The organism is Dactylosporangium sucinum (assembly GCF_014647515.1).
GTDB classification, from domain to species: Bacteria; Actinomycetota; Actinomycetes; order Mycobacteriales; family Micromonosporaceae; genus Dactylosporangium; species Dactylosporangium sucinum.
In genome coordinates this window covers 20,861-42,905 of sequence record NZ_BMPI01000011.1, presented here as the reverse complement: position 1 = coordinate 42,905, position 22,045 = coordinate 20,861, and the positions used below count along the sequence as shown (strand labels likewise).

The following is a 22,045-nucleotide window of genomic DNA, read 5'->3' as shown; positions in this document are numbered from 1 at the left end:
CCGCGCAATGGACACACGGGAGGAAACCATGACGAACGCCCTGACGCGCCGCGCTGCCCTCGCCCTCGGGGCCGGTGCGGCGCTGGGAACGGCGGCCGGCGTGCAGCCGGCCGCCGCCGCGGCGGAGACTGATCGGGTGACGGCACCAGCGGAGCGGATCCGGCGCGTGTACGAGCGGCAGAAGGCGAAGGCCGGCGGCACCTGGCACAGCCACGTCGCCCTGGTCGACGCGGCCGGCGTGCCGCGGCCCGTGGTCGAGGACGACGCCGACCACGTGACCAAGGGGTACAGCGTCCAGAAGCTCGCCGTCGCGACCGCCGTCATGGACAAGGTCGACCGTGGCGAGCTCTCGCTCGGGCAGAAGCTCGACCTGCCGGCCGACATCATCCTGGGCGGCAGCGGGATCTACTTCCTGCACACCGTCTGGGGCGACGACGTCACGATCGCGAACTTCCTCACCGCGATGCTGCTCGTCTCGGACAACACCGCGGTGCGCATGTGCGGGCGGGTGGTGCCGGCGCTGGAGATCAACGAGATCCTGGCCGCGAAGGGGTTCACCCACACCCGGGTCGAGCCGGTCGCCAACCCGAACCGCTTCTTCCTCGGCGACACCACGCCCCGCGAGATGCACGACCTGCTCTGGCGGCTGGCGACGAAGACCCTGCTCACCCCGTCGAGCTGCGACTTCCTGCTGGGCATCCTGCGCTGGATCAACGGGTACCACGACGGCATCCGCCGCACCATGTCCTCGGCGGAGCGCAGCCGGGTGGCCACGAAGTACGGCGCCGACTTCAACACCCTCGGCGCCTCCCGCCACGAGGCCGGGATCATGTTCGGCGCCGACGGCGCCCCCGCGCTCACCTACAGCCTGTTCGCCGAGGGCCTCGGCGACCTCGACAACTACGGCGCCACCCACCCGGCCGTCGAGGCGCACGCCGTGCTCGGCCGGGCGTGGTTCGACGTGGTGGAGCGGGTGACCACCCCGGCGCTCGCGGCGCGCCAGGCGCTGGTGCCGTTCCGGCCGGTCGACGGGGGGTGAGGACGGGCGTGAAATTGTCACGTGCACACCGCCGCCGCGCCCGGGTCAACCGGGGGGAAATGTTGTTAGGTTCGATGGATGCAGCAGCGGTACCGCGTGCAGACGCGCTTCAGCGACCCGGGACGGTACGCCGCCCTGCTCGATGACCTGCCGGCCGACCTGCCCGACCTGATGGCGGTCGTGCGCAACGTGCTGGTCCACTACCAGGCGGCCGGCATCAGGTTCACCGGGCCACGGCTGGCCGAGATCGACTCGCGCCGCGTCGAGCGGCTCCTGGAACTGGACCAGAGCCGGTTCCCGGTGCCGCTCGCGCAGCCGCGGCCGGAGCCCGACCGGGTGGTGGTCTGTTGCCGCGACTTCGCGCTGCTCACGGTGGCGGCGCTGCGCCACCGCGGGGTGCCGGCCCGGGTGCGGGTCGGCTTCGCGCCGTACCTGGCGGACGACTGGAACTACGACCACGCCGTCGCCGAGTACTGGGACGGCGACCGCTGGGTCCTCGCCGACCCGCAGCTGGAGCCGTCGCGGTATCCGTTCGACACCGCCGACCTGCCGCAGTTCCTCACCGCCGCGCAGGCCTGGGACGCGCACCGGCGCGGGCTCATCGACGCCGACAACTACGGTGCGAGCCCCGGCCTGCCGTTCCGCGGCCACCAGTTCCTGCTCGACCAGGTGCTGCTGGAGGTCGCCCACCGCCGTGGCGACGAGGTGCTGCTGTGGGACCAGTGGGGCGCGATCACCGACCGGAGCGCCGACGAGCTGACCCGGCTGCTGCTCGCGGCCGACCGCGGTGACACGGCGGCCGAGCGGGTCCTCGCCGAGCGCTACGCGACCGACCCGGACCTGCGCCTCGACGGCCGGGTCCACTGCATGTCCCCGAGCGGCTTCGACGGCTGGGTCAGCGTCTGACCCGATCCTCGTCCTTGAGGTCCTGGAGCAGGTAGAAGGCGGTGTCGCTCGCGCGGTCGTCGAGGGCCCGCTGCAGGGCGGCGCGGTAGGCGGACCGCTCGCCGGCGGTGCGCTGCGGGTCGCGGTACAACTTGGAAAGACCCTGCAACGCGAGGTCCTGCGAGTCGGGGTTGAGCCCGGGCGCGAGGGCCATGAGCTGATCCCAGGCGCCGGGGAGGGCGGCCGCCGCCCGCTCGATCGGGCCGCTGAAGTCGTTGTAGTGGAACCGCATCGGGCCGCCGCCGACGCGCACCATCGTCTCCAGGGCCGCGGGGCTGGTGGTGGTCATGCGGGCGAGGTACCAGCCGGCCTGGATCGCGGCGTCGCGGTCCTCGCCGCGCAGGTCGTCGAGGAGCGCGTCGAGGACGCCGGGCTCGGGGCGCAGCATGGCGCACACCCCGCAGCCGCACCGCCCGCGGGCGGTCTCGACGGCCGCGGCCTCCTCGGCGGTGAGCTCGGCGAGCTCCAGCATGCTGTTGTCGCCGGTGAGCCGCCCGTCCTCGATGAGCCAGAGGTACCCGCGCAGGACCACGAACCGGTTCGGCGCGTCGTCGCGGGCCGGCGGCTCCCCGGTGAGGGCCACCCCGTGCTGCCCGGCCCGGTAGGCGATGAACCGCCAGTCGATCGCGGCGGCGAGGTGGCACCAGTGCTCCCAGGCGAGCATCGAGCGCACGCAGCAGCCGGCGTGGTCGGGGAGCCACCAGTACATGCGGGTGTCGCCGGGGCGGTGCGGGTCCTCGGCCGGCCGCACGTCGTCGAGGTAGTAGTGGACCTCCTCGTAGACGTCGCTCGTCGTGCACCACTGCGCGAATCCCTGCATGTAGTCCCAGATGGCCGACCGTGCCGCGTCGACGTCGCCGGCACCGCTGATGCCGAGCGAGTACCCGATGCCTCCCATGCGCGGGGACGCTATCAAGCGCTCGCAACCCGGGTCCGGCCCTTGACGGCGTACATGGCGACGTCGGCGTCGTGCATGAGGGCGTCGATCGGCACCTCGCCGTCCCAGACGGACACGCCGACGCTCGCGCTCGGGTGCAGGACGACGCCGCGGTACTCGGTCGGCGCCTGGATCGCGGCGCACAGCCGGGCGGCGACCGCGCGGACGTCGTCGATGCCGTCGAGCAGCACGGCGAACTCGTCGCCGCCCAGGCGGGCCACGGTGTCGGCCGGTCGGACGCCGGCCTGCAGCCGGGCGGCGACGACGGTGAGCAGGTGGTCGCCGGCGGCGTGCCCGTGGGCGTCGTTGACCTGCTTGAAGCCGTCGAGGTCGATGAGCAGCATGGCGACCGGAAGGCCGGCGAGCGCGGTCGGCCGGGCCGCGGCGATCCGCTCGCGCAGCAGCGCCCGGTTAGCCAGGCCGGTGAGGCCGTCGTGCGAGGCGCGGTGCTGCACCTCCTCGAACGCGCTGCGCAGCACGGCGAGGGTCTCGTTGAGCGAGCGGCCCATCTGGCCCACCTCGTCGCCGCGGTCGAGCTCGACGCGGCGGCTCAGGTCGCCCCGCGACACCCGGGCGAGCACGTCGACGACCTGGTGCAGCGGGCGGGAGATGGCCCGGGCGGTGAGCACCGACAGCAGCAGCGCGGTGAGCGCGCCGACGGTGAGCAGCAGCCCCATGAGCCGGGCGGTGTGGTCGCTGCTGGCCTTGGCCCGCCGCGCGCCCTCGGCGACGGCCTCGACGAGCTGGGCGAGGAAGGCGTTGGCGCGGTCCTTGACGGCGCGGGCGATGGCCTCGGAGCGCACGAGGACAACGGACGCGGCCTTGCGCTGGTCGCCGGACCGGGCGGCGTCGAGCGCGGCGTCGCGGGCCGTGCGCCACATGGTGATCGTGGCGGCGAACGCGCGCAGGCCCTCGTGCTCGGCGACCGGCGGCCCGACCCGGCGCAGCTCGGCGATCTCGGTGTCGATCTCCGCGTCGGACTCCTCGATGACCGCGGCGTAGCTGTCGCGGTAGAAGCCGGGATCGGACAGGATGAAGGCGAGGACGGCCTCCTGCTGGGCGCCGACGGCGGAGCGGACGGACGTCATGCGGTCCAGGGCGACGACGTTCACGTCGTACTCGCGGCGCTGGTCGGCGGCGAGCCGGCGCAGGTTCACCAGCCCGACGACGCCGGACGCGGTGAAGATGGCCGCGACGACGAGCGACACGCTGATGATCTTGGTCGCGATCCGCAGATCGGCCAAGCGGCGGCGCACCCGTCTGTACACAGGCCGAACATCGGCGCCGGACCGTCCGACTCAAGCGGGCCAGGCGCCCTGGATGCGGTGCAGGACGGGAGCCGTCCTCCACGTCACGGATCGAGCCGTAGATCTTCACGGCACGCGGGGTTCGCCCCGGGCTCGCCGGCGCCGCCGCCGCAGCCGGCCAACACGGTGAGTGCAGTCAGCGCAACGGCCCGAACAATCCCCACGAAATGAGTATATGCGGTCATACCGGGGGTGAGGTCCGGGTGAGCCTTCTCACGACCGGCCGCGACCGCCGAAGGGGTCGCCTAGCGTCGCGGACGGCCCTCATCGCGGCCGGTGTGATCGATTGTCCACTTCGTCCGGTACTTCGGGTCCCGGCGGACGGCCCGCCTCGGTTGCTTCTGGGGTGGCGCCACACCCGCCGCACCGCCCGAGACACGCGTGAGTGCACCGGGCCGACCCGGGAGTAGTTCTGAACGCATCGCAGCCGCTGCGCCGCATCGCAGCGGGAACCACTGTCCTGGCCCTCTCCGCCGTCTGGCTCGGCTCCTCCGCCGCCAGCGCGGCCCAACCGAAACCGTCGAGTGTGACGACCGCCGACGAGGTGGCGGCCCTCCAGGCCCACGTGCTCGCCGACGAAGAGGCGCGCATCGCGGCCCTCGAGAAGGCGGACCGCGCGTACCGCCCGATCCACCTCTCCTCCCGTGACACGGCGTCCAGGGTCGTCTCGTCGCCGCCCGCGACAGCGTCCAAGCCGCCGGTGAAGAAGCAACCACCAACCACCACCAAGCAGCCGAAGCAGCCGTCCGTGGCCCCGCCGTCCGGCGCGGCCGGCACGGTCGTGTCGTGGGCCCTTGGCCAGGTGGGCAAGCCATACAGGTACGCCGCGTCCGGCCCGAACGCGTTCGACTGCAGTGGGCTGGTCATGGCCGCGTACGCGCGGGTCGGGGTGAAGCTGCCGCACCAGAGCGAGCAGATCGCCGCCCGCGGCCGCAAGGTCCCGTCCGGACAGTGGCGGGCCGGCGACGTCATCCACATGCCGGGGCACGTCGCCATCTACATCGGCAACGGCAAGATGGTCGAGGCCGCCAACCCGCAGGCCGGGGTGCGCGTCGCCCCGGTGCGCGGCGGGACGGCGTACCGCTTCCTGTGATCCTGTGGCGGCGGGTCGCCCTTCGCGGCCCGCCGCCGCGGATCCTCAACAACGGCTCGTTCCGGCCGAATCTGTCGACATGAGCGGTTCGGAGCGAAGCGGAGAGGCCGCGAATCATCGGCACAGCGTGGGCTCGTGCGTCCGGAGCGAAGCGGAGGGCACATGAGCGGTTCGCGTGGGCCGGTGCTGCTCCGGCCGGCCCTGTGGTTGTCGGACCGGGTCCGCACCAGCACCCGGCTGGCCGTGCTGTGCGTCGTACTGCTGGTGCCGGGCCTCGGCGCAACATGGGCGTACTCGTCGACGATCGGCGGGCAGGTCGACTTCGCCGCCGACGAGCTCGACGGCACCGGGGTCGTCCACGAGGCGCTGCGGGCGATGACGGCGATCGCCGCCGGGGAGGCCCCCGACCTGGCGCGGCTGCGGTCCGCCGTCCAGCAGCACCCGACGCTCGAGCTCGGCGACGAGCTCGGCGCGATCCCGCCCACGGGCGGCGTGGCCGCGGCGACCGCGCTCGTCGCGCTCATCACCGAGGCCGGCAACACCTCCAGCCTGATCCTCGACCCCGACCTGGACTCCTTCTACGTCATGGACATCCAGATCGTCGAGCTGCCGGAGGCGCTGCTCACCGCGGCCGAGGCGGCCAACCCGGACCCGGCGGCGAGCGCCGCCGACCGGACGGCGGCGCAGGCGGTCGCCGCGGGCAAGCTGCAGGGGGCGGCCGAGGCGCTGCGGGCCGCGGTACAGACGGCCCTCACGCACACGTCGGACGCCGACCTGCGCGGGAACCTGGCCCCGGTCACCGCCGCCGCCGATGCCGCGGAGGCCCTCGGCGACGCGCTCGCCGCCGGGCTGTCGAACCCGTCCGCCGCCGACACCACGGCGCTCGCCGCGGCGGCCGGCGCCGCGCTCGACCCGAGCCGGTCCGCGCTGGAGCGGTTGCTGCGGGAGCGGCACGACCGGCTCACCCGCGACCGGATGCTCAACCTGACCGTCACCGGCGTCGGGCTGCTCGTCGCGTGGTGGCTCGCGGCCGCGGTACTGTGGCGCACCCGGCACGACGTGGGACTGGCCGTGTCCGGGGTGACCGCGACCGCCGACGGCGACCTCAGCGAGCGCGAGCTGCCGTCGGGCCACGACGAGCTGGGCGACATCGGCCGGGCGCTGCAGAAGGCCCGGTCGCGCCTCGCCGAGCAGGACGCGGCCCTGCAGCGCAGCCAGCGCGTGCGCGAGGAGCAGCTGCACGCGAGCTTCGAGCAGCAGCGGGAGGGCCAGCGGCAGCTGCGCGAGCGGGCGCAGGGCGTCGTCGACGAGTCCGTCAACGCGATCGCGCAGGAGCTCCACGACGTCGTCGCGCAGGTCGACGAGGTCCGCGGGGCCGCCCGCACGATCGAGGAGCGGGTGACCGAGGCCGACCGGGCCACCGCGTCCGTCGTCGCGCGGGCCGGCCAGGCCGAGCGGGTCGTCGCCGCGCTCGGCGACAGCCTGCGCCAGGTCCACGGCACCACCCAGCTCATCGCCGGGATCGCCGCGCAGACCCGGCTGCTCGCGCTCAACGCGACGATCGAGGCGGCCCGGGCCGGCGAGGCGGGCCGCGGCTTCACCGTGGTCGCCAACGAGGTCAAGGACCTGGCCAGCAACACCGCCGAGTCGACCGAGCAGATCAGCACCACGATCACGTCGCTGGAGCGCAACGCGGCCGAGATGGCCGACACGATCGCGGCGATGGTCTCCGGCGTCGGCGGGATCGGCGAGGCGACGGGCGTGCTGCACACCGTGGCCCAGGACCAGCACGCCGTCGTCGAGCGGCTCAACGGCCGGGTCAACGAGACCCTCGAACGCATCCGCGGGATGTCCGCCCTGGCCGAGAAGCTGGAGCGACGCCACGCCGAGCGGATCGCCGCGACCGGCCCGGTGCGCATCACCGTCGACGGCGGCGCGGACACGCTCACCGGCGAGCTCATGGACCTCAGCGCCGGCGGCCTGCGCTGCTGCGCCGACGGCGCGGTGCCGCTGCGCACCGGCGACGCGGTGAGCGTCGAGCTCGACATCGACGAGCGCCCGCTGCGGCTGCACGCGCAGGTGATGCACTGCGTGGCGCAGGGGTCGCAGACCGAGATCGGGCTGCAGTTCCTGACCCCGCCGGGCGACGCCGTCGAGCGGATCAAGCGGTTCGTCGCGTCGACGACCTGAACGCTTTCGCCCGGGAAGGGGTAGAACGGGGTATGACCATACATCGACGCGTGATGGTTGGACTGACCCTGGCCGCAACGATCATGGCCACGCTGGTGGCGACGCCCGCCGCCGCCTCCTCCCCGGGCCACCGCCCGCTGCCGACGACCCTCGACCTGCCCGACGGGTTCCAGCCCGAGGGCATCGCGATCGGTCCCGGCCCGTTCGCGTACTTCGGCTCCCGGGCCGACGGGCGCATCTACCGCGTGAACCTGGTCTCCGGCGCCGGCTCGGAGCTCAGCCCGGCGGTCGGGACCGCCTCGCTGGGTCTCAAGACCGACGGCCGGGGCCGGCTCTTCGTCGCCGGGGGCGGCGGGGGCAACGCCCGCGTGATCGACCTGCGCACGGGCGCGGTGCTCGCCGCGTACCAGTTCGCGACCGCTCCCACGTTCGTGAACGACGTCGTGCTCACCGATTCGGCCGCGTACTTCACCGACTCGCGCAAGGCGGTGCTGTACAAGGTCGCCCTCGGCAAGCACCGCCGGCTGCCGTCGTCGTTCACCACGATCGCCCTCACCGGCGACTTCGTGCTGACCCCCGACGTCAACAACCTCAACGGCATCGCCGAGACCCCGGACGGCAAGGCGCTCGTCGCCGTGCAGTCCAACACCGGCTTGCTGTTCCGCATCGACCCCCGCACCGGCGCCACGACCCGGATCGACGTGGGCGGCACACTGTTCACCAACGGCGACGGCCTGCTCCTGGCCGGCCGCACGCTGTACGTCGTGCAGAACCGCCTGAACACGGTGGCCGCGGTCGAGCTGGACCGCGCGGGCCGCACGGGCGAGTTGCGCGCCACGGCGACGGACCCGCGCTTCGACGTGCCGACCACGGTGGCGAGGTTCGGCAACCGTCTGTACCTGCCCAACGCCCGCTTCACGACGACGCCGACCCCGGCGACGCCCTACACGGCGGTCGCCATCCCGGCGTTCTGATCCCGAAGCTCGGCGGGTACGTCGACGAGCGGGAAGTGGTAGCGCACCAGCCCGTCGGCGTACTCGCCCTGCGGCCCCCGGCCGGCCAGCGCCCGGACGAACGCGCGCACGTCCCGGTTGGAGGGCAGGACCTCGGCGTACACCTGCCGGATCCCGGCCGCGGCCATGCGCTGGACGAGCGCCCGGACGAGCCGCGACCCGACGCCCGCCCGCTGCCACCGGTCGGCGACGATGACGGCGAGGTCGGCGGCGTCGGTTGTACCGTGGATCCGCCCGTACTCGGCCCATCCGCAGAGCGTGCCGCGGTCGATCGCGACCTGGGCGTCCCAGGCGGGCGGCCGGGCACCCTTGGCGATGTGGGCGAGGTAGCCGGACGGCAGCCGCCCACCGGTCCCGACGAGGAACCGCCGGGTGAGGCTCCGCTCGGACAGCTCCGGTTGCGCGGCGAGCACGAGCCGATCGTCCCCACCCTCCCACGGCCGGATCAGCATGCGGGTTCCCGCCTTCCCGTTGCGCTTGCACCCTCCTGGGTCCACTTTTCAGACCCAGTCTAGGCGCGAGCGCCGGGGAGCGATCCCGTGTCCTGCGTCACGACGGCGCCGTTCCCCCAGAACCTCACCCGTTCGCCCGAAGTCGATCACGGCAGCACCACGATTCGCCGTTTTCGGTCCGGAGCCACCGCAAGCCCCGCGCCGGGCTTCCCAGGCCGGCCGGCGATCACCGTTTCGGCACGGACAACGCAACCCCCGCCGCGAGATGGGCCCCCAGCCCAGGCCGTGATCGGCGGTTCGGCACGGACAGCGCGGGCGCGAGCCGGTCGAGCCCCGACCCTGGTCCGTGATCGGCGGTTCGGCACGGGCGCAGCGCGGCCCGGCCCGCGGCGACCGCGGTCAGCCCCATCCCGCGCGACGCCGGCAGGGCGAGCCGCGAACGACCCGTGATCGATGGAGGATTCCGGTTGCCAGGACAGCCGGAATCCTCCATCGATCATGGAAGCGGCACAGCGGGCGCGGTCCGGCGGTAGCGCAGGCCGTCCATCAGCAGGTCCAGCAGCCGCGCCGCCTGCGGACGCTGGGCCGGGTCCCCCGCCGTCAGCGAGATGCCGTTCAACGACATCAGCACGTCATCCGAGGACGACGCGTCCAGGCCCGCCGCCGGCAACAACACCGCCAGCGCACCCACCAGCCGCTCGCGGCTGTGGGCGAACGGCTGGCCGCCCGCGGCGATCACCACGCGCAGCGCGTCGGCCAGGCCGCGCTTCGCGGCCAGGTACTCGATGAAGCGGTCCATCCAGGTCCGCAGCGCCTCGTCCGGCGGCAGCGACTCCAGCAGCGCCGGAGCGGCGTCGCACAGGCGGGTGAGCTCGGCGCGGTACACCTCCTCGATCAGGGCCTCGCGCGTCGGGAAGTGGCGGTAGAGCGTGCCGATGCCCACCCCCGCCGTGCGGGCGATGGCGTCCAGCGTCGCGTCCGGGCCCTGCTCCGAGAAGGCGCGCATGGCCACCTCGAGCAGGCGCTCACGGTTGCGGCGCGCGTCGGCGCGCAGTGGGCGCTCCGTCACAGTTCCTCCCCACGATGGCAATCGGAGGAGCCTCCGGATAACCTGGAGGAGCCTCCGTTTCACCATGGTACTGCCGGGAAGGGGCACCATCATGACCGAGCGCATCACCACTCCGTTCGGCGCCGAATCAACGGCCGAGCAGGTCGTCCACGGCGTCGACCTCACCGGGAAGCGGGCCGTCGTCACCGGCGGCGCCTCCGGCATCGGCGTCGAGACGGCCCGCGCCCTCGCCGCGCACGGGGCCGAGGTCGTCCTGGCCGTCCGCGACACCACGGCGGGCGAGCGCACCGCCGAGGACATCGTCGCGACGACCGGCAACAAGCAGGTCACCGTCGCGCACCTGGACCTCGCCGATCTCGCCTCGGTGCGGGCCCTCGCCGAGCAGAGCGACGAGCCGCTGCACATCCTGGTCAACAACGCCGGCGTCATGGCCACGCCGCTGCGCCGCACGGGCAACGGCTGGGAGCTGCAGTTCGCCACCAACCACCTCGGCCACTTCGCCCTGACGACGGGCCTGCTGCCGCGCCTCAGGAAAGCCGGCGGAGCGCGCGTGGTCTCGGTGGCCTCCAGCGCCCACCTCCGCTCGCCGGTGGTGTTCGACGACATCCACTTCGAGCGGCGCGAGTACGAGCCGTGGTCCGCGTACGGGCAGTCGAAGACGGCGAACATCCTCTTCGCCGTCGAGGCCACGCGGCGCTGGTCGGGCGACGGCATCTTCGTCAACAGCCTGCACCCGGGCAGCATCCGCACCGGGCTGCAGCGCCACGTCACCGACGAGGAGATCGCCCGGCTGCGGGCGTCGGCCGGCGTCGGCCTCACCGAGTGGAAGACGGTCGAGCAGGGCGCGGCGACGTCGGTGCTGCTGGCCGCGTCGCCCCTGCTCGACCACGTCGGCGGGCACTACTTCGAGGACTGCGACGAGGCCCTGCCCAACCAGCCGGGCACCCGGTTCGGGGTCGCGGCGTACGCGCTGGACCCCGAGGCGGCCGCCCGGCTGTGGGACGTGTCGGTCGCCAGCGTCAGGTGACCGTCAGGTGACGTTGAGCCGGCTCAACGGCTCGACCAGCTCGCGCTCCTCGTAGGACAGGTGCGAGAGCAGCGTGTCGGTGAGCAGGTCCACGGCCTCCTGCACCTCGCCGATGCCGTCGGGCTTGCCCACCAGCGACACCAGCGCGGCGTCGACGCGCTCCAGCACGTCGGCGATGACGTGGTGCTCCGCCTCCAGGCGGTCGACCACCGGTGCGAGCCGGGGGTCGGCCGCCCGCAGCGCCGGGAAGAGCGAGACGTCCTCGATGGTGTGGTGGGTGGTGACGACCCGGCAGTAGCTCTCGCAGTACGTGCCGAGGGTCCAGTTGTTCTGCCGCAGCGCCATCGTGTTGATCATCGACCGGGCCCGGCCGAGGTCGAGCGAGCCGGCCGCGACCTGCCGGACGAGGTCGCGCAGCTGGTCGAGCTCCCCGCGCAGGTGGTTGTGCACGTCGATGAGATGCTGCCCCTTGGCCTTCTGGCGGTCGGTGTACCGCAGCGCCGGGTCCCGGGCCGGGCCGGCCGGGCGCTCGGCCTCGTCCCACAGCCGCACCGCCGACAGCCGGGCGCCGTCGTCCGGCGTCGGGGTGGCGAGGTTCGCGGTTGCTGCGACAGCGATCACGGGAGCGGGCGCACTGGGGGCGGCGGGCTTCGACGCGCCGGAGCGCTCCTGCGCGACCAGCTCCCGCACCGCCGGCACGACCTCCGCCGCGAACCGGCGCAGGTCGTCGTCGCCACCCGCGCGCACCATGTGGATGAACCCGCTCATGCCCTCGGTGACGGCGAGCTCGGCGAGCTGCTCCACCCACACCTTCGGCGGCCCCTGCAGGAACTCCTGCCCGCGCCCGGCGAACGTCCCCGCGATGTTGTAGAGCCGCACCACGTCCGCCGGTCGCCGCCCGGCCGCGACCGCGGCCTCGTCGATCCGCGCGTTGGCGTCGGCGAGCTGCTCGGGCGGCAGGTACGGCGAGCTGGGCAGCCACCCGTCGCCGAGCCGCCCGACGAGCGACAGCATCTTCGGCTTGTACCCGCCGATCCAGATGCCGATGGCGTGCGCCGGCGCCGGCCCGGGATGCGCCCCGCGCAGCGCGTAGTGCTCCCCGTCGACCCGCGCGGAGCGCTCGTCGCTCCAGAGCGCGCGGAGCACCGCGACGGCCTCCGCAAGGGCCTGCAAGGACTCCCCGGGTGTACGGCGGGTGCCGCCCATGCCCACGATGGCGTCCCAGAAGGCCCCGGCGCCGAGCCCGAGCTCGACCCGCCCCCCGGTGAGCACGTCGAGGCTGGCCGCGGCGCGCGCCAGCACGGCCGGCGGCCGCAGCGGCAGGTTGGCGACGTTGGGGAAGACGGAGATCCGCTCGGTGGCGGCGGCGACGACGGACAGCAGCGTCCAGGCGTCGAGGAACCGCCCCTGGTACGGATGGTCCTGCACACTGGTGAGGTCGAGCCCGAGCGTCTCGGTCAGCACCGCGAGCCGCACACTCTCGGCCGCGGTCCCGGCCTCGGCCGGCAGAAACGTCCCGAACCGCAGCTCGTGCCCATAGTCGGTCATACAGATAGTATGCCAGACAGAAGATCCGCCGCCAAACTTGCCCGGCGTGACGCTCGGCATGCCCCGTCCCGGCGGCGGTCAGCCGGCGGCGGCGAGGAGCCGTTCGCCGAGCGCGCGGGTGCACTGGCGCAGCTCCGGGCCGCCGACGACGCGGAACGGGGACGGCAGCGCGGTCAGTTGCTCGGCATACCACCACGGGCTGCTCGTCGTGCCGACCAGGCAGCAGTGGTCCGCGTCGATCTCCTCCAGGCGGCCCAGGGCGCGGCTGACGCAGGGCTCCACCTTCGCGCGCGGGGCGTCGATGACCACCTCCACCGCGTACTCCCAGCCCGCCGCCAGGTGCTCCTCCAGTACCGTCACCGCGTCCAGGCCGGCGGGCGGCTCGAACCCGTCCGGCAGCAGCTCGACCGACCGGATGCGGTCGACGCGGTAGGCGCGGCGGGCGGCGGACGAGTGGGACCAGCACAGGAGGTACCAGCGACCGTGGCGGACGACCACCGCCCACGGGTCCGCGTCGGTCGACCACTCGGTGCCGGCCTCCGAGCGGTAGGTCAGGCTGACGCGGCGCGCGGCCGAGCAGGCCTGGACCAGGGTGGCGGTGGTCGACGGGTCCGGGCGGGCGGCGCCGCGGTCCGGGGCCGGCGCGGCCGTGCGGCGGACCGCCTCGGCCTGCGCGGCGACCGCCTCGGGCAGCGCTCGCACCAGCTTGCCCAGCGCGCTGCCCACCGGGTCCGCCGGGTCCGCCGCGTCGTGGTGGCCGTCGAGCACCGCCATCACCAGCCCGAGCGCCTCGGTCGCGGTGAACAGCAGCGGGGGCAGCCGCAGGCCCCGGCCGACCCGGTAGCCGCCGTACGGCCCGCGGACCGACTCGACCGGGATGCCCGCCTCGCGGAGGATGCCGATGTACCGCCGGGCCGCGCGCTCCGACACGCCCAGCTTGGCGGCGAGGCGGTCGGCGGTGATGCCCGGGCCGGCCTGGAGCAGCTCCAGGGCCAGCAGGGCACGGGCGGTGGGAGACGGTTCCATGGTCCTTCAATCCGGCAGCCGAATGTCCGGAAAGCAGCCTAGCGAGGACCCGCCCCGGCGACACCGGGACGGGTCCTCATCTTGCGGGACCGGAACAGGGCTTACGGGCAGGCCGCGTCGGAGCCGGCGACGTTCACCGCGGTCCAGGCGGCGCGCACCGCGCGGTACTCCGTCGAGCAGTTGCCGTACAGGTCCGCCGCGGCGCGCAGCGTGTAGGCGCGGGCCGTGTTGGCGGGGTTCGAGCTGTTCACGTACGACGTGTTCGAGGTGAAGTACACGTCCAGGGCGCGGAACCAGATCTTCTCCGCCTTCGCGCGGCCGATGCCGGTGACCGCCGGGGCCGAGCCGCAGACCGGGGAGGTGCCGTACGCGGTGGCGCCGGTGCCCTCGGCCAGGTTGAAGAAGAAGTGGTTGGCCGGGCCCGACGAGTAGTGGACGTCCTTGTTCTTCGTGGACGTCGACCAGCAGCTGTCGGAGGAGCCGTCGAGCGACGGGTTGTACATGTACCGCAGCGGGGTGCCGTTGCCGCGGATGTTGATCTTCTCGCCGACCTGGTAGTCGCCCGGGTCGCTGGCGTTGGCCGCGTAGAACTCGACCATGTTGCCGAAGATGTCGCTCGTGGCCTCGTTGAGGCCGCCGGACTCGCCGGAGTAGGTGAGGCCGCCCGACACGACCGCGCCGGTCACGCCGTGGCTCATCTCGTGGCCGGCCACGTCGAGCGACACGAGCGGCCGGCTGTTGCCGGAGCCGTCGCCGTAGGTCATGCGCGAGCCGTCCCAGAACGCGTTCACGTAGGCGTTGCCGTAGTGCACCCGCGAGGGCACGCCCTGGCCGTTGCCGAAGATGCCGTTGCGGCCGTGGACGTTCTTGTAGTAGTCGAACGTCTTGGCGGCGCCGTAGTACGCGTCGGCCGCGGCGCTCTGCCGGTCCGAGGTCGCGTTGGTGCCCCAGGTGTTGTCCGCGTCGGTGAACAGCGTGCAGGTGCCGCTGGTCCGGTTGTTCATGTCGCAGGCGGTGTTGCCGCCGTGGCTGGGGTCGCGCAGCTGGTAGGTCGTGCCGCTGAGCGTGGTGTCGATGCTGACGTTGCCGCTGTACAGCGACCGCCCGGTCCCGGCCACCGTCTCGATCTCGTCCCACGACCCGAGGACCTCGTTGGTCGTGGCGTCGGTGATGACGTGCAGCCGCGACGGCGTCTGGCCGTCGGCCGCCCAGCCCTCCACCACGCTCTCGTACGCAAGCCGGCCGACCCCGCCGGCGGCGTCGACGAGCAGCTGCGGCGCGACGCTGGAGGTGACCCGCCCGGAGAAGGCGGACCGGGCGGCCCGGGCCGCGGCGCCCGCGTCGACCTTCGGCACGGTGCTCAGCGAGAGCGGCGCGGACAGGCTGTTCGACGAGCCGGCGTAGGCGCCCTTGGCGTCGGTGTGCACGACGACGTCGCCGCCGTAGACGCGCAGCCCGTGGTACGTGCGGGTGTAGCGGGTGTGCGCGGCGCCGCTCGCGTCGACGCTGGTGCGGTACACGGTGAAGGCGTCCGCGGCGGACGCCCTGACGTCGGCGCGGTGGGCGGCGAGCGCCTGCCCGGTGCGCGCCTCGAGCGCGGGTGACGCGTGCGCGGCGCCGGGCGCGACCAGCACTGCCCCGGCGACCACAACGACGGCGATGGATCTCTTCATCGAGCCTCCCCTGACCTGGCGTACGTGACGGATCACGTCACGCATCGATGTATATCAGGGTATGAATATCTCGTGAAGTCCTCCGGGCAAGGTCATGTCCACGCTCGCGGGATGACCGAGGCGTCCTGCGCGCGGCTTCCACAGTGGTCCGGCGATGCGAAGAGGCCGAAACCGGATTCGAACCGGTGTGTCTCGCTGTGCAGGCGAGCCCCTGACCTGACTCGGGCACCCGGCCGTGCGTGCCCCCGGCTGGAATCGAACCAGCGCCTCGACCCTCGGAAAGTCGCACTCTGTCCGCTGAGCTACGAAGGCGTGCGGGCGGAGGGATTCGAACCCCCTGAGCGCATGCAACTGGGTTACAGCCAGCCCCGACTCTCCGACGTCGGCGCGCCCGCGTGGTGACCCCCGGCCCCGTGGTCCGGTGGTCGCGTACCCGCACCAGGTCTCGAACCTGGGCCCTCCGCCGTGTGAAGGCGGCGCTCTCCCCCTGAGCTACACGGGCTTGGATGCAGGGGTGGGATTCGAACCCACGGTTTCCGGCTTATGAGACCGGCGAGGACGACCGAACTCCTCTACCCTGCCAGCAGCGCGGACGGGATTCGAACCCGCACATGTCCCGGGTGAAAGCCGGGCGACTCTCCCGATTCGTCCACCGCGCCAGGTGGTCGTGCGTGCCCTCGGCGCGATTCGAACGCGCACCGTCGACGTCCTCAACGTCGTGCCTCTGCCGTTGGGCCACGAGGGCGAGCGCCGGCCATGCCGGCCGGCGGAGCTGCGGGCGGAGGATTCGAACCCCCAGTGTCCGGTTCAGAGCCGGATGTGTTGCCGGGTTACACCAGCCCGCAAGGGGGCCGGCCGGGTGATGGCCGGCCGGCCACGGAAGAACGGAGCGGCAACCGGGATTCGAACCCGGGACCTTCGCCATGGCAAGGCGATGCTCTGACCTGACTGAGCTACTACCGCACGGGAACAACGCGCACCGCCGACCGGATTCGAACCGGCGACCTCGGCCTCGACAGGGCCTTGCTCTGACCTGCTGAGCTACGACGGCACGGTGGGTCCGGGGCGGGGACGGCTCCCCCCAGGGCTGTCCCCGACCCGGCACCGAGAGCGGTAGCGGGGACTTGAACCCCGTCGCGGCCTGCTTGGAAGGCAGGTGTCCTACCGGTTGGACGACTACCGCACGTCAATCGTGAAGTCGCCCGTCCGGGGGTTGAACCCGGTCTTCCGGAGTGAGAATCCGGGGGTCTACCTGCCTCAGCCTCACGGGCGATTGTTCTCGCGTGCCAAACCACTGTGGAATTGTCAATCAACGCAGGTTGCATCGCGAATTCGCGGGAGCCGCGAACTCGCATCGGAATTGCGCAAAGAAAAACCGCCCGGTCCCCGGCGGGGAGGGCGGCGGTCGCGTCGCTGACCGGTGTCAGCCGCTCCACCGACCCGAGGCCGGTCCGTATTCACCAAGCTCACAGCCATACTCGCAGCCGAGATCGTCGCGCTCGACGAGCTGCAGGGTGTGCCGCCCCATGACCGATCCCTTCTGTGAGTTCCGCTGTGTGAGTTCCGCTTCCGTCGTGGTGCTGATGAATACAGTACGCACGAACCACCACGCGCACAATCCTATTTATCGTCCGCCATCGGACCGCCCCGATATGCCATGGCAACCGCATGGTCCCGGTCCCGCGGGCCGAGATCGCCAGAATGCATTTCACGCGCGGCTTCGCGGCCGATCCGCCGATGCCGGGCCGGGCCGCGATCTGCGGGGTCAGGCGGCCAGGGCGTCCACGATGCGCCTGGCGGAGCCGGCCAGGCCCCACTGGTGGGCCAGGTCGAGGAGGCGGTCGGGGTCGGCCGGGGCCGCCGGGAGCTTGGTCTCCAGCTGGCCGACCGGGGCCGTCCTCGACACGGCGACGACCTCGCGGGCCGCGGCCAGGTAGTCGCGGCCGGCGACGATCTTCGCGCGCAGGCCGGGGGCGAAGCCGGCGGCCGGGTCGTCGAGGGCGGCCAGGATGCCGTCGAGACCGCCGTGGCGGTCGACCAGGCGGGCCGCGGTCTTCTCGCCCACGCCGGCGACGCCCGGCAGGCCGTCGCTCGGGTCGCCGCGCAGGGCGGCGAAGTCGGCGTAGCCGGCCGCGGGAACGCCGTACTTCGCGTGGACCGCCGCGTCGTCCATGACCTCGAGCTTGGCGACGCCGCGCCCGCAGTACAGCACGCGCACCTGACGCTCGTCGTCGATGACCTGGAAGAGGTCGCGGTCGCCGGTGGCCACCTCGACCGGGCCGGGCTCGCGGGCGGCGAGCGTGCCGATCACGTCGTCGGCCTCGAAGTCCCCGGCGCCGGCGGTGGCGATGCCGAGCACCTCCAGGAAGTCGAGGATGATCGGGATCTGCGCGTCCAGGGCCGCGGGCACGTCCTCGCCGCCGGCCGGGGTGAGGCGGTGCGCCTTGTACGACGGCAGGAGGGCCACCCGCCAGGCCGGGCGCCAGCTCAGGTCCAGGCAGCACACCATGCGGTCGGGCCGGCGGCCGCGGATGAGGGTCGACAGCATGTCGAGGAAGCCGCGCACGGCGTTGACCGGGGTGCCGTCCGGGGCCTTCGCGGCGGACTCGGGCACGCCGAAGAACGCGCGGAAGTAGAGGCTGGCGGAGTCGATCAGCAGGAGGGGGCGGGCGTCCACCCGGCCAGCCTACTCACCTGAGCACGTGGACCCGGGTCGCCGTGCCGGTCGTGCTGGTGTGCCGCTGCACGAGGTCGGCCAGGTAGTGAACCATGACCAGGCCGTTGCCGCGGCGGGCCGGCGGGCGCAGGCGGCCGACCATGACGTCGGTGCAGTGGCCGAAGTCGCGGACCTCGCAGACCACGCGCTCGGCGTCGTGCCAGGTGCGCAGGGTGCCGGAGCCGCCCCCGTGGACGACGCTGTTGGTGGCCAGCTCGTTGACCGCGCTCTGCAGGTCGACGATCCGGTCGGGCGGCAGGCGGGCGTCGAGGGCGGCCTCCGCGACCGCGCGGCGGACCCGCACCAGGTCGGCCACCTCGAAGCGCATGGTGGTGGCGCCGGCCGGCGGCTCGGCGAGCGGCACGTTGTAGGTGTCGGTGACGCCGTACGGGTCGTAGGCGTCGCTGAGCCGGCGGGTGCCCTCCTCGAGCATGACCGGGTGGGTGGCCCACGCGTCGCGCACGCGCCGGCGGCCGAGGGCGCTCGTGTCATACGGACACAGGATCGTCGCCTCGCGCGCGGCCAGCGCGACGTTGATCATGGCCTCGTGCTGGACGCACGCCGGATACTCCTCCGGGGTGCGGGCCGGCCAGACCGGCTCGCCGATGATCCGCACCCGGCGGCCGGGGTGCTCGTCCAGGAACCCGCAGAGGACCCACGGGATGATCCGGCCCGGGTTGCGGCCGGCCTCGGTCATGTCGCGGAACGTGACCAGGTCGGCGAAGGCGCCGAGGCGCTCCTGCAGCAGGGCGACGTTGGCGGGCGGGGCGGCGACCAGCATCGGCTCGTCGGCGGAGACGCCCTCGTAGATGAACTTCATCGCGCCGTCGAGGTAGGTCGCGGTGTCGTGGTAGAGCAGCGCCTCATGGACGAGCGGGTCGTCGACCCCGCCGCCACCGTGCGACACGCCTGCTGCGGTCATGGAGGTGCGCGCTCATCTCGACTGGGACACGCCTACTCAACGTTCGCCCACAGATTACGCCACTCGATCCGCTCCGGCACCTACTCGTTCAGATCGGGCCGGTTAGGCTGGGCTCGTGGTCCACGAGCAACGCCTGGCCGCGGCGCAGCGCGCCATGACCGCCGCCGGCCTCGACGCCCTGCTCATCCCGCCGAGCGCCGACCTGCGGTACCTGACGGGCTACGACGCGCACGCGCTGGAGCGGCTCACGCTGCTGGTCCTGCCGAAGGAGGGCGCGGCCACGCTGATCGTGCCCCGGCTGGAGCGCCCGGCCGCCGAGGCGCAGGCCGCCGGGGTGACGTTCGCCGACCACGAGGACGGCTCCGACCCGTATCCGCTGGTCCGCGCCGCCCTCCCCGGACCGGGCGGCGCCGTCGGCCTGGGCAACCGGATGTGGGCCGAGCAGGTCCTCGCCCTGCGGGCGACCCTGCCCGAGGCCGAGCAGCGCCTGGCCGGCGCGGTGCTCGCCGGGCTGCGGCTGCGCAAGTCGCCGGAGGAGGTCGAGGCGCTGCGCCGGGCCGGGCAGGCCATCGACGCGGTGCACGCCGGCATGGCGCAGTGGCTGCGGGCCGGGCGCACCGAGGCCGAGGTCGCCGCCGACATCGCCGTCGCGATGCGGGAGGCCGGCCACGCCACCGTCGACTTCACGATCGTCGCCGCCGGCCCCAACGGCGCCAGCCCGCACCACGGGACGTCGGAGCGGGTCATCGGCCGGGGCGAGCCGGTGGTCGTCGACATCGGCGGCCGGATGCCCGACGGGTACTGCTCCGACTCGACCCGCACCTACTGCGTCGGCGAGCCGCCCGCCGAGTTCCGGGAGTACTACGCCGTGCTGCACGAGGCGCAGCGGGCCGCCGTCGCCGCCGTGCGCCCCGGCGTGAGCGCCGAGGCGGTCGACGCCGCCGCCCGGGACGTCATCGCCGCCGCCGGCTACGGCCCCGCGTTCCTGCACCGCACCGGGCACGGCATCGGCCTCGACGGGCACGAGGACCCCTACATCGTGGCCGGCAACGCCGCGCCGCTGGAGCCCGGGATGGCGTTCTCCGTGGAGCCGGGCATCTACCTGGCCGGCCGGCACGGCGCCCGGATCGAGGACATCGTCGTGTGCACGGCCGACGGCGTCGATCGGCTCAACATCATCGATACAGAGCTGGTCGTACTGTAACCGCTTGCCCGGCGGGTTACTGTCTCCTGCGTGGAAGAGACCGATCGCGCGATCGTGGCGGCACTGGCCGTCGACGGTCGCCTGTCCTACACCGACCTGGCCGAGCGGGTCGGGCTGTCGGTGTCCGCCGTGCACCAGCGGGTGCGCCGGCTGGAGCAGCGCGGCGTCATCAAGGGCTACGCGGCGAAGGTCGACCACGACGCGCTCGGCCTCTCGCTGACCGCGTTCGTCGCGATCCGCCCGCTCGACCCCTCGCAGCCCGACGACGCGCCCGACCGGCTGGCCAAGCTGCCGCAGATCGAGTCGTGCTACTCGGTGGCGGGCGAGGACTTCTACATGCTGCTGGTGCGGGTCGAGAACCCGCTGGCCCTGGAGCGCCTCCTGCAGGAGATCCGCTCCGCGGCCAACGTCACGACCCGCACGACGGTGGTGCTGTCGACCCCCTACGAGAGCCGCCCCGGCATCCGGCAGGCCTAGCTGCCGCTTGCGAGCAGCAGCGCGGCGACATGACGGCAGGCCTTAGCGTCCGGCTTCCGTGATCGCCTCGAGCACCTGGCGGGTGTCGGCGAGGTTCTGCAGGGTCACGTGCGCGCCGGCCGTGGTCAGCTCCTCGGCGCTGAAGCGGCCGGTCGCGACGGCGACCACGCCCGCGCCGGTGCTCAGGGCGGCCTCGACGTCGAGCGGGGTGTCGCCGACGAGGACGGTCCGCTTGCCGGGGAACCGGCGGCGGTGCCGCATGGCGGCCGCCATCCGCGCGTTGTGGACCAGGTGGCCGCGCACGGTGTCGCTCCAGCCGTAGGCGCCGGCGTCGAGGTCGAGGTACTTCGTGAGCCCGAACGGCCCCAGTTTGACCTCGGCCATCCGCCGCACGTTCCCGGTCAGCAGCGACTGCACGGCCGCCGTCTCGCTGATCGCGAGCAGCGCCTCGTGCGTGCCCGGCAGGGCCCGCCCGCGCGACGGCAGCAGGTGGGCCAGCTCCTCGATCGCCGCCTCGGCCGCCTCGCGCAGCGGCTCGAGGTGCTGCTCCGGCCCGGTGACGCCGTTGAGCCGCAGCATGTCGAGCGCGATCGCCCGGTCCGTGCGGCCGGCCATCGGCGGCTGATGTTCCACCGGCCGGCCGAACAACCGCAGAAAGGCCAGGTCGAAGGCCTCACGTCCGATTCCGTCCACGTCGACCAGCGTGTGGTCGACGTCCCAGAGCACCAGCAGCGCGTCCACGGGGTGAAGCGTAGCGGTACTCGCCGTTTCCGTTGTGAAACGATCCGTTAAGGCACAATGAGCCGATGGGTGAGATCGTGGTGGTGCGGCACGGCCAGACCGACTGGAGCGCCGGCGGGCGGCACACGTCGGTGACGGACCTCGACCTGACCCGGGACGGGGAGCACCGGGCCCGCGGGCTGGCCCGGGCGCTCGGGTCCCGGCCGTTCGTGGCCGTGGTCAGCAGCCCCCGGAAGCGGGCCCGGCGCACCGCCGAGCTGGCCGGGCTGACGATCACCGACGTCGATGCCGACGTCGTCGAGTGGGACTACGGCGACTACGAGGGGCGCACGACGGAGGACATCCGGGCCGAGCGCCCCGGCTGGGACCTGTGGACCGACGGCTGCCCCGCGGGCGAGTCGCCGGAGCAGGTGACCATCCGTCTTGATCGATTTTTGGCCAAGGTACGGCCGATGCTGGCGCTGGGCGACGTGGCGGTCGTCAGCCACGGGCACGCGTCCCGGGCCCTGGCCGCGCGCTGGGTCGGCGAGCCGGTGTCGTTCGGCGCGCGGCTGAGCCTGGACACCGCGACCGTCTCGGTGCTCGGCCACGAGCACGAGGTCGCGTCGCTGCGCGCCTGGAACGCCGCGGTCTAGGCCCTGGGCCCGCCGCAGCGCGGCCTCAGTG

General features: G+C 73.2%; 19 protein-coding genes and 12 tRNA genes. 9 read left to right on the top strand and 22 right to left on the bottom strand.

Annotation, left to right across the window (positions count from 1 at the left end; translation table 11 throughout):
- Positions 1-28: 28 nt before the first annotated feature.
- Together IEZ31_RS13370 and IEZ31_RS13365 are read left to right on the top strand one after the other, a co-directional pair.
- Positions 29-1,039 carry a serine hydrolase gene (locus tag IEZ31_RS13370; RefSeq protein WP_190250129.1) on the top strand — a complete coding sequence of 337 codons (1,011 nt, stop codon included), beginning with the start codon at positions 29-31 and terminating at the stop codon, positions 1,037-1,039.
- Between the two features lie 78 nt (positions 1,040-1,117).
- Positions 1,118-1,945, top strand: coding sequence for a transglutaminase-like domain-containing protein (locus IEZ31_RS13365; protein ID WP_190250128.1), 828 nt, complete (start codon positions 1,118-1,120; stop codon positions 1,943-1,945).
- On the opposite strand, the gene IEZ31_RS13360 is transcribed toward IEZ31_RS13365, so the two are convergent.
- Entirely contained in the window at positions 1,935-2,882 is a 948-nt protein-coding gene (locus tag IEZ31_RS13360; protein ID WP_190250127.1) for a hypothetical protein, read from the bottom strand. The two genes, IEZ31_RS13365 and IEZ31_RS13360, sit on opposite strands and share 11 nt — an antisense overlap.
- A gap of 14 nt (positions 2,883-2,896) precedes the next feature.
- Positions 2,897-4,189, bottom strand: a complete 1,293-nt coding sequence (locus tag IEZ31_RS13355; RefSeq protein ID WP_190250126.1) for a diguanylate cyclase domain-containing protein — start codon at positions 4,187-4,189, stop codon at positions 2,897-2,899.
- 565 nt (positions 4,190-4,754) lie between these two features.
- On the opposite strand from IEZ31_RS13355, the gene IEZ31_RS13350 reads away from it, so the two are divergent.
- From IEZ31_RS13350 to IEZ31_RS13340, 3 genes are all read left to right on the top strand, one after another.
- The gene (locus IEZ31_RS13350) at positions 4,755-5,321 is read left to right on the top strand and encodes a C40 family peptidase (RefSeq protein WP_190250125.1); all 567 of its coding nucleotides are present in this window, start codon (positions 4,755-4,757) and stop codon (positions 5,319-5,321) included.
- Positions 5,322-5,483: 162 nt separating this feature from the next.
- Entirely contained in the window at positions 5,484-7,511 is a 2,028-nt protein-coding gene (locus IEZ31_RS13345; RefSeq protein WP_190250124.1) for a methyl-accepting chemotaxis protein, read from the top strand.
- A gap of 53 nt (positions 7,512-7,564) precedes the next feature.
- Entirely contained in the window at positions 7,565-8,485 is a 921-nt protein-coding gene (locus IEZ31_RS13340) for an NHL repeat-containing protein (RefSeq protein WP_229834961.1), read from the top strand.
- Here the strand turns inward: IEZ31_RS13340 and IEZ31_RS13335 are convergent.
- Together IEZ31_RS13335 and IEZ31_RS13330 are read right to left on the bottom strand one after the other, a co-directional pair.
- Positions 8,455-8,976, bottom strand: a complete 522-nt coding sequence (locus IEZ31_RS13335; protein ID WP_190250122.1) for a GNAT family N-acetyltransferase — start codon at positions 8,974-8,976, stop codon at positions 8,455-8,457. The two genes, IEZ31_RS13340 and IEZ31_RS13335, sit on opposite strands and share 31 nt — an antisense overlap.
- A gap of 496 nt (positions 8,977-9,472) precedes the next feature.
- Positions 9,473-10,045 (bottom strand): TetR/AcrR family transcriptional regulator, encoded by a 573-nt coding sequence (locus tag IEZ31_RS13330; RefSeq protein ID WP_229834905.1) that lies wholly within the window; start codon positions 10,043-10,045, stop codon positions 9,473-9,475.
- A gap of 91 nt (positions 10,046-10,136) precedes the next feature.
- On the opposite strand from IEZ31_RS13330, the gene IEZ31_RS13325 reads away from it, so the two are divergent.
- Positions 10,137-11,072, top strand: a complete 936-nt coding sequence (locus IEZ31_RS13325) for an SDR family NAD(P)-dependent oxidoreductase (RefSeq protein ID WP_190250121.1) — start codon at positions 10,137-10,139, stop codon at positions 11,070-11,072.
- A gap of 3 nt (positions 11,073-11,075) precedes the next feature.
- Here the strand turns inward: IEZ31_RS13325 and IEZ31_RS13320 are convergent, their stop codons facing one another.
- From IEZ31_RS13320 to IEZ31_RS58180, 17 genes are all read right to left on the bottom strand, one after another.
- A complete protein-coding gene (locus IEZ31_RS13320; protein ID WP_190250120.1) occupies positions 11,076-12,620 on the bottom strand; it encodes an LLM class flavin-dependent oxidoreductase in 1,545 nt (514 codons plus the stop codon).
- Between the two features lie 78 nt (positions 12,621-12,698).
- On the bottom strand, positions 12,699-13,646 hold the full coding sequence (locus IEZ31_RS13315; RefSeq protein WP_190250119.1) for a helix-turn-helix transcriptional regulator: 948 nt from the start codon (positions 13,644-13,646) through the stop codon (positions 12,699-12,701).
- Between the two features lie 101 nt (positions 13,647-13,747).
- Positions 13,748-15,319: a M4 family metallopeptidase gene (locus IEZ31_RS13310; protein WP_190250118.1), complete on the bottom strand. Its 1,572-nt coding sequence runs from the start codon at positions 15,317-15,319 to the stop codon at positions 13,748-13,750.
- 162 nt (positions 15,320-15,481) lie between these two features.
- A tRNA-Cys gene (locus IEZ31_RS13305) sits at positions 15,482-15,554 on the bottom strand.
- A 5-nt stretch (positions 15,555-15,559) separates the two neighbouring features.
- Positions 15,560-15,631: transfer RNA gene (locus tag IEZ31_RS13300), tRNA-Arg, on the bottom strand.
- 1 nt (position 15,632) lies between these two features.
- Positions 15,633-15,714: transfer RNA gene (locus IEZ31_RS13295), tRNA-Tyr, on the bottom strand.
- Positions 15,715-15,749: 35 nt separating this feature from the next.
- A tRNA-Val gene (locus tag IEZ31_RS13290) sits at positions 15,750-15,821 on the bottom strand.
- A gap of 1 nt (position 15,822) precedes the next feature.
- A tRNA-Met gene (locus tag IEZ31_RS13285) sits at positions 15,823-15,902 on the bottom strand.
- 1 nt (position 15,903) lies between these two features.
- Positions 15,904-15,978 (bottom strand) — tRNA-Glu (locus tag IEZ31_RS13280).
- A gap of 13 nt (positions 15,979-15,991) precedes the next feature.
- Positions 15,992-16,064: transfer RNA gene (locus IEZ31_RS13275), tRNA-Leu, on the bottom strand.
- A gap of 27 nt (positions 16,065-16,091) precedes the next feature.
- Positions 16,092-16,164 (bottom strand) — tRNA-Gln (locus IEZ31_RS13270).
- A gap of 43 nt (positions 16,165-16,207) precedes the next feature.
- A tRNA-Gly gene (locus IEZ31_RS13265) sits at positions 16,208-16,282 on the bottom strand.
- 14 nt (positions 16,283-16,296) lie between these two features.
- A tRNA-Asp gene (locus IEZ31_RS13260) sits at positions 16,297-16,370 on the bottom strand.
- A 58-nt stretch (positions 16,371-16,428) separates the two neighbouring features.
- Positions 16,429-16,502: transfer RNA gene (locus IEZ31_RS13255), tRNA-Gly, on the bottom strand.
- 15 nt (positions 16,503-16,517) lie between these two features.
- Positions 16,518-16,591, bottom strand: a tRNA-Glu gene (locus tag IEZ31_RS13250).
- 493 nt (positions 16,592-17,084) lie between these two features.
- Positions 17,085-17,996: a 5'-3' exonuclease gene (locus tag IEZ31_RS13245; RefSeq protein ID WP_190250117.1), complete on the bottom strand. Its 912-nt coding sequence runs from the start codon at positions 17,994-17,996 to the stop codon at positions 17,085-17,087.
- Positions 17,997-18,009: 13 nt separating this feature from the next.
- Positions 18,010-18,957, bottom strand: coding sequence for an anti-sigma factor RsbA family regulatory protein (locus IEZ31_RS58180; RefSeq protein WP_190250116.1), 948 nt, complete (start codon positions 18,955-18,957; stop codon positions 18,010-18,012).
- Positions 18,958-19,072: 115 nt separating this feature from the next.
- Here IEZ31_RS58180 and IEZ31_RS13235 point away from each other — a divergent pair, with 115 nt between their 5' ends.
- Both IEZ31_RS13235 and IEZ31_RS13230 read left to right on the top strand, forming a co-directional pair.
- The gene (locus IEZ31_RS13235; RefSeq protein WP_268241665.1) at positions 19,073-20,161 is read left to right on the top strand and encodes a M24 family metallopeptidase; all 1,089 of its coding nucleotides are present in this window, start codon (positions 19,073-19,075) and stop codon (positions 20,159-20,161) included.
- Positions 20,162-20,191: 30 nt separating this feature from the next.
- Entirely contained in the window at positions 20,192-20,638 is a 447-nt protein-coding gene (locus IEZ31_RS13230) for an Lrp/AsnC family transcriptional regulator (protein ID WP_190250115.1), read from the top strand.
- Between the two features lie 42 nt (positions 20,639-20,680).
- On the opposite strand, the gene IEZ31_RS13225 is transcribed toward IEZ31_RS13230, so the two are convergent.
- The gene (locus tag IEZ31_RS13225) at positions 20,681-21,379 is read right to left on the bottom strand and encodes an HAD family hydrolase (RefSeq protein ID WP_229834903.1); all 699 of its coding nucleotides are present in this window, start codon (positions 21,377-21,379) and stop codon (positions 20,681-20,683) included.
- Between the two features lie 65 nt (positions 21,380-21,444).
- Here IEZ31_RS13225 and IEZ31_RS13220 point away from each other — a divergent pair, with 65 nt between their 5' ends.
- Complete coding sequence (locus IEZ31_RS13220) at positions 21,445-22,014, top strand: histidine phosphatase family protein (protein ID WP_190250114.1); 570 nt, start codon at positions 21,445-21,447, stop codon at positions 22,012-22,014.
- The last annotated feature ends 31 nt before the right edge of the window (positions 22,015-22,045 follow it).

Bases quoted from the DNA above. Each gene is read 5' to 3' on its own strand.
- IEZ31_RS13370 (WP_190250129.1), top strand. From the start codon at position 29: ATGACGAACGCCCTGACGCGCCGCGCTGCCCTCGCCCTCGGGGCCGGT.
- IEZ31_RS13365 (WP_190250128.1), top strand. From the start codon at position 1,118: ATGCAGCAGCGGTACCGCGTGCAGACGCGCTTCAGCGACCCGGGACGG.
- IEZ31_RS13360 (WP_190250127.1), bottom strand. From the start codon at position 2,882: ATGGGAGGCATCGGGTACTCGCTCGGCATCAGCGGTGCCGGCGACGTC.
- IEZ31_RS13345 (WP_190250124.1), top strand. From the start codon at position 5,484: ATGAGCGGTTCGCGTGGGCCGGTGCTGCTCCGGCCGGCCCTGTGGTTG.
- IEZ31_RS13340 (WP_229834961.1), top strand. From the start codon at position 7,565: ATGGTTGGACTGACCCTGGCCGCAACGATCATGGCCACGCTGGTGGCG.
- IEZ31_RS13335 (WP_190250122.1), bottom strand. From the start codon at position 8,976: ATGCTGATCCGGCCGTGGGAGGGTGGGGACGATCGGCTCGTGCTCGCC.
- IEZ31_RS13325 (WP_190250121.1), top strand. From the start codon at position 10,137: ATGACCGAGCGCATCACCACTCCGTTCGGCGCCGAATCAACGGCCGAG.
- IEZ31_RS13320 (WP_190250120.1), bottom strand. From the start codon at position 12,620: ATGACCGACTATGGGCACGAGCTGCGGTTCGGGACGTTTCTGCCGGCC.
- IEZ31_RS13315 (WP_190250119.1), bottom strand. From the start codon at position 13,646: ATGGAACCGTCTCCCACCGCCCGTGCCCTGCTGGCCCTGGAGCTGCTC.
- IEZ31_RS13310 (WP_190250118.1), bottom strand. From the start codon at position 15,319: ATGAAGAGATCCATCGCCGTCGTTGTGGTCGCCGGGGCAGTGCTGGTC.
- IEZ31_RS58180 (WP_190250116.1), bottom strand. From the start codon at position 18,957: ATGACCGCAGCAGGCGTGTCGCACGGTGGCGGCGGGGTCGACGACCCG.
- IEZ31_RS13220 (WP_190250114.1), top strand. From the start codon at position 21,445: ATGGGTGAGATCGTGGTGGTGCGGCACGGCCAGACCGACTGGAGCGCC.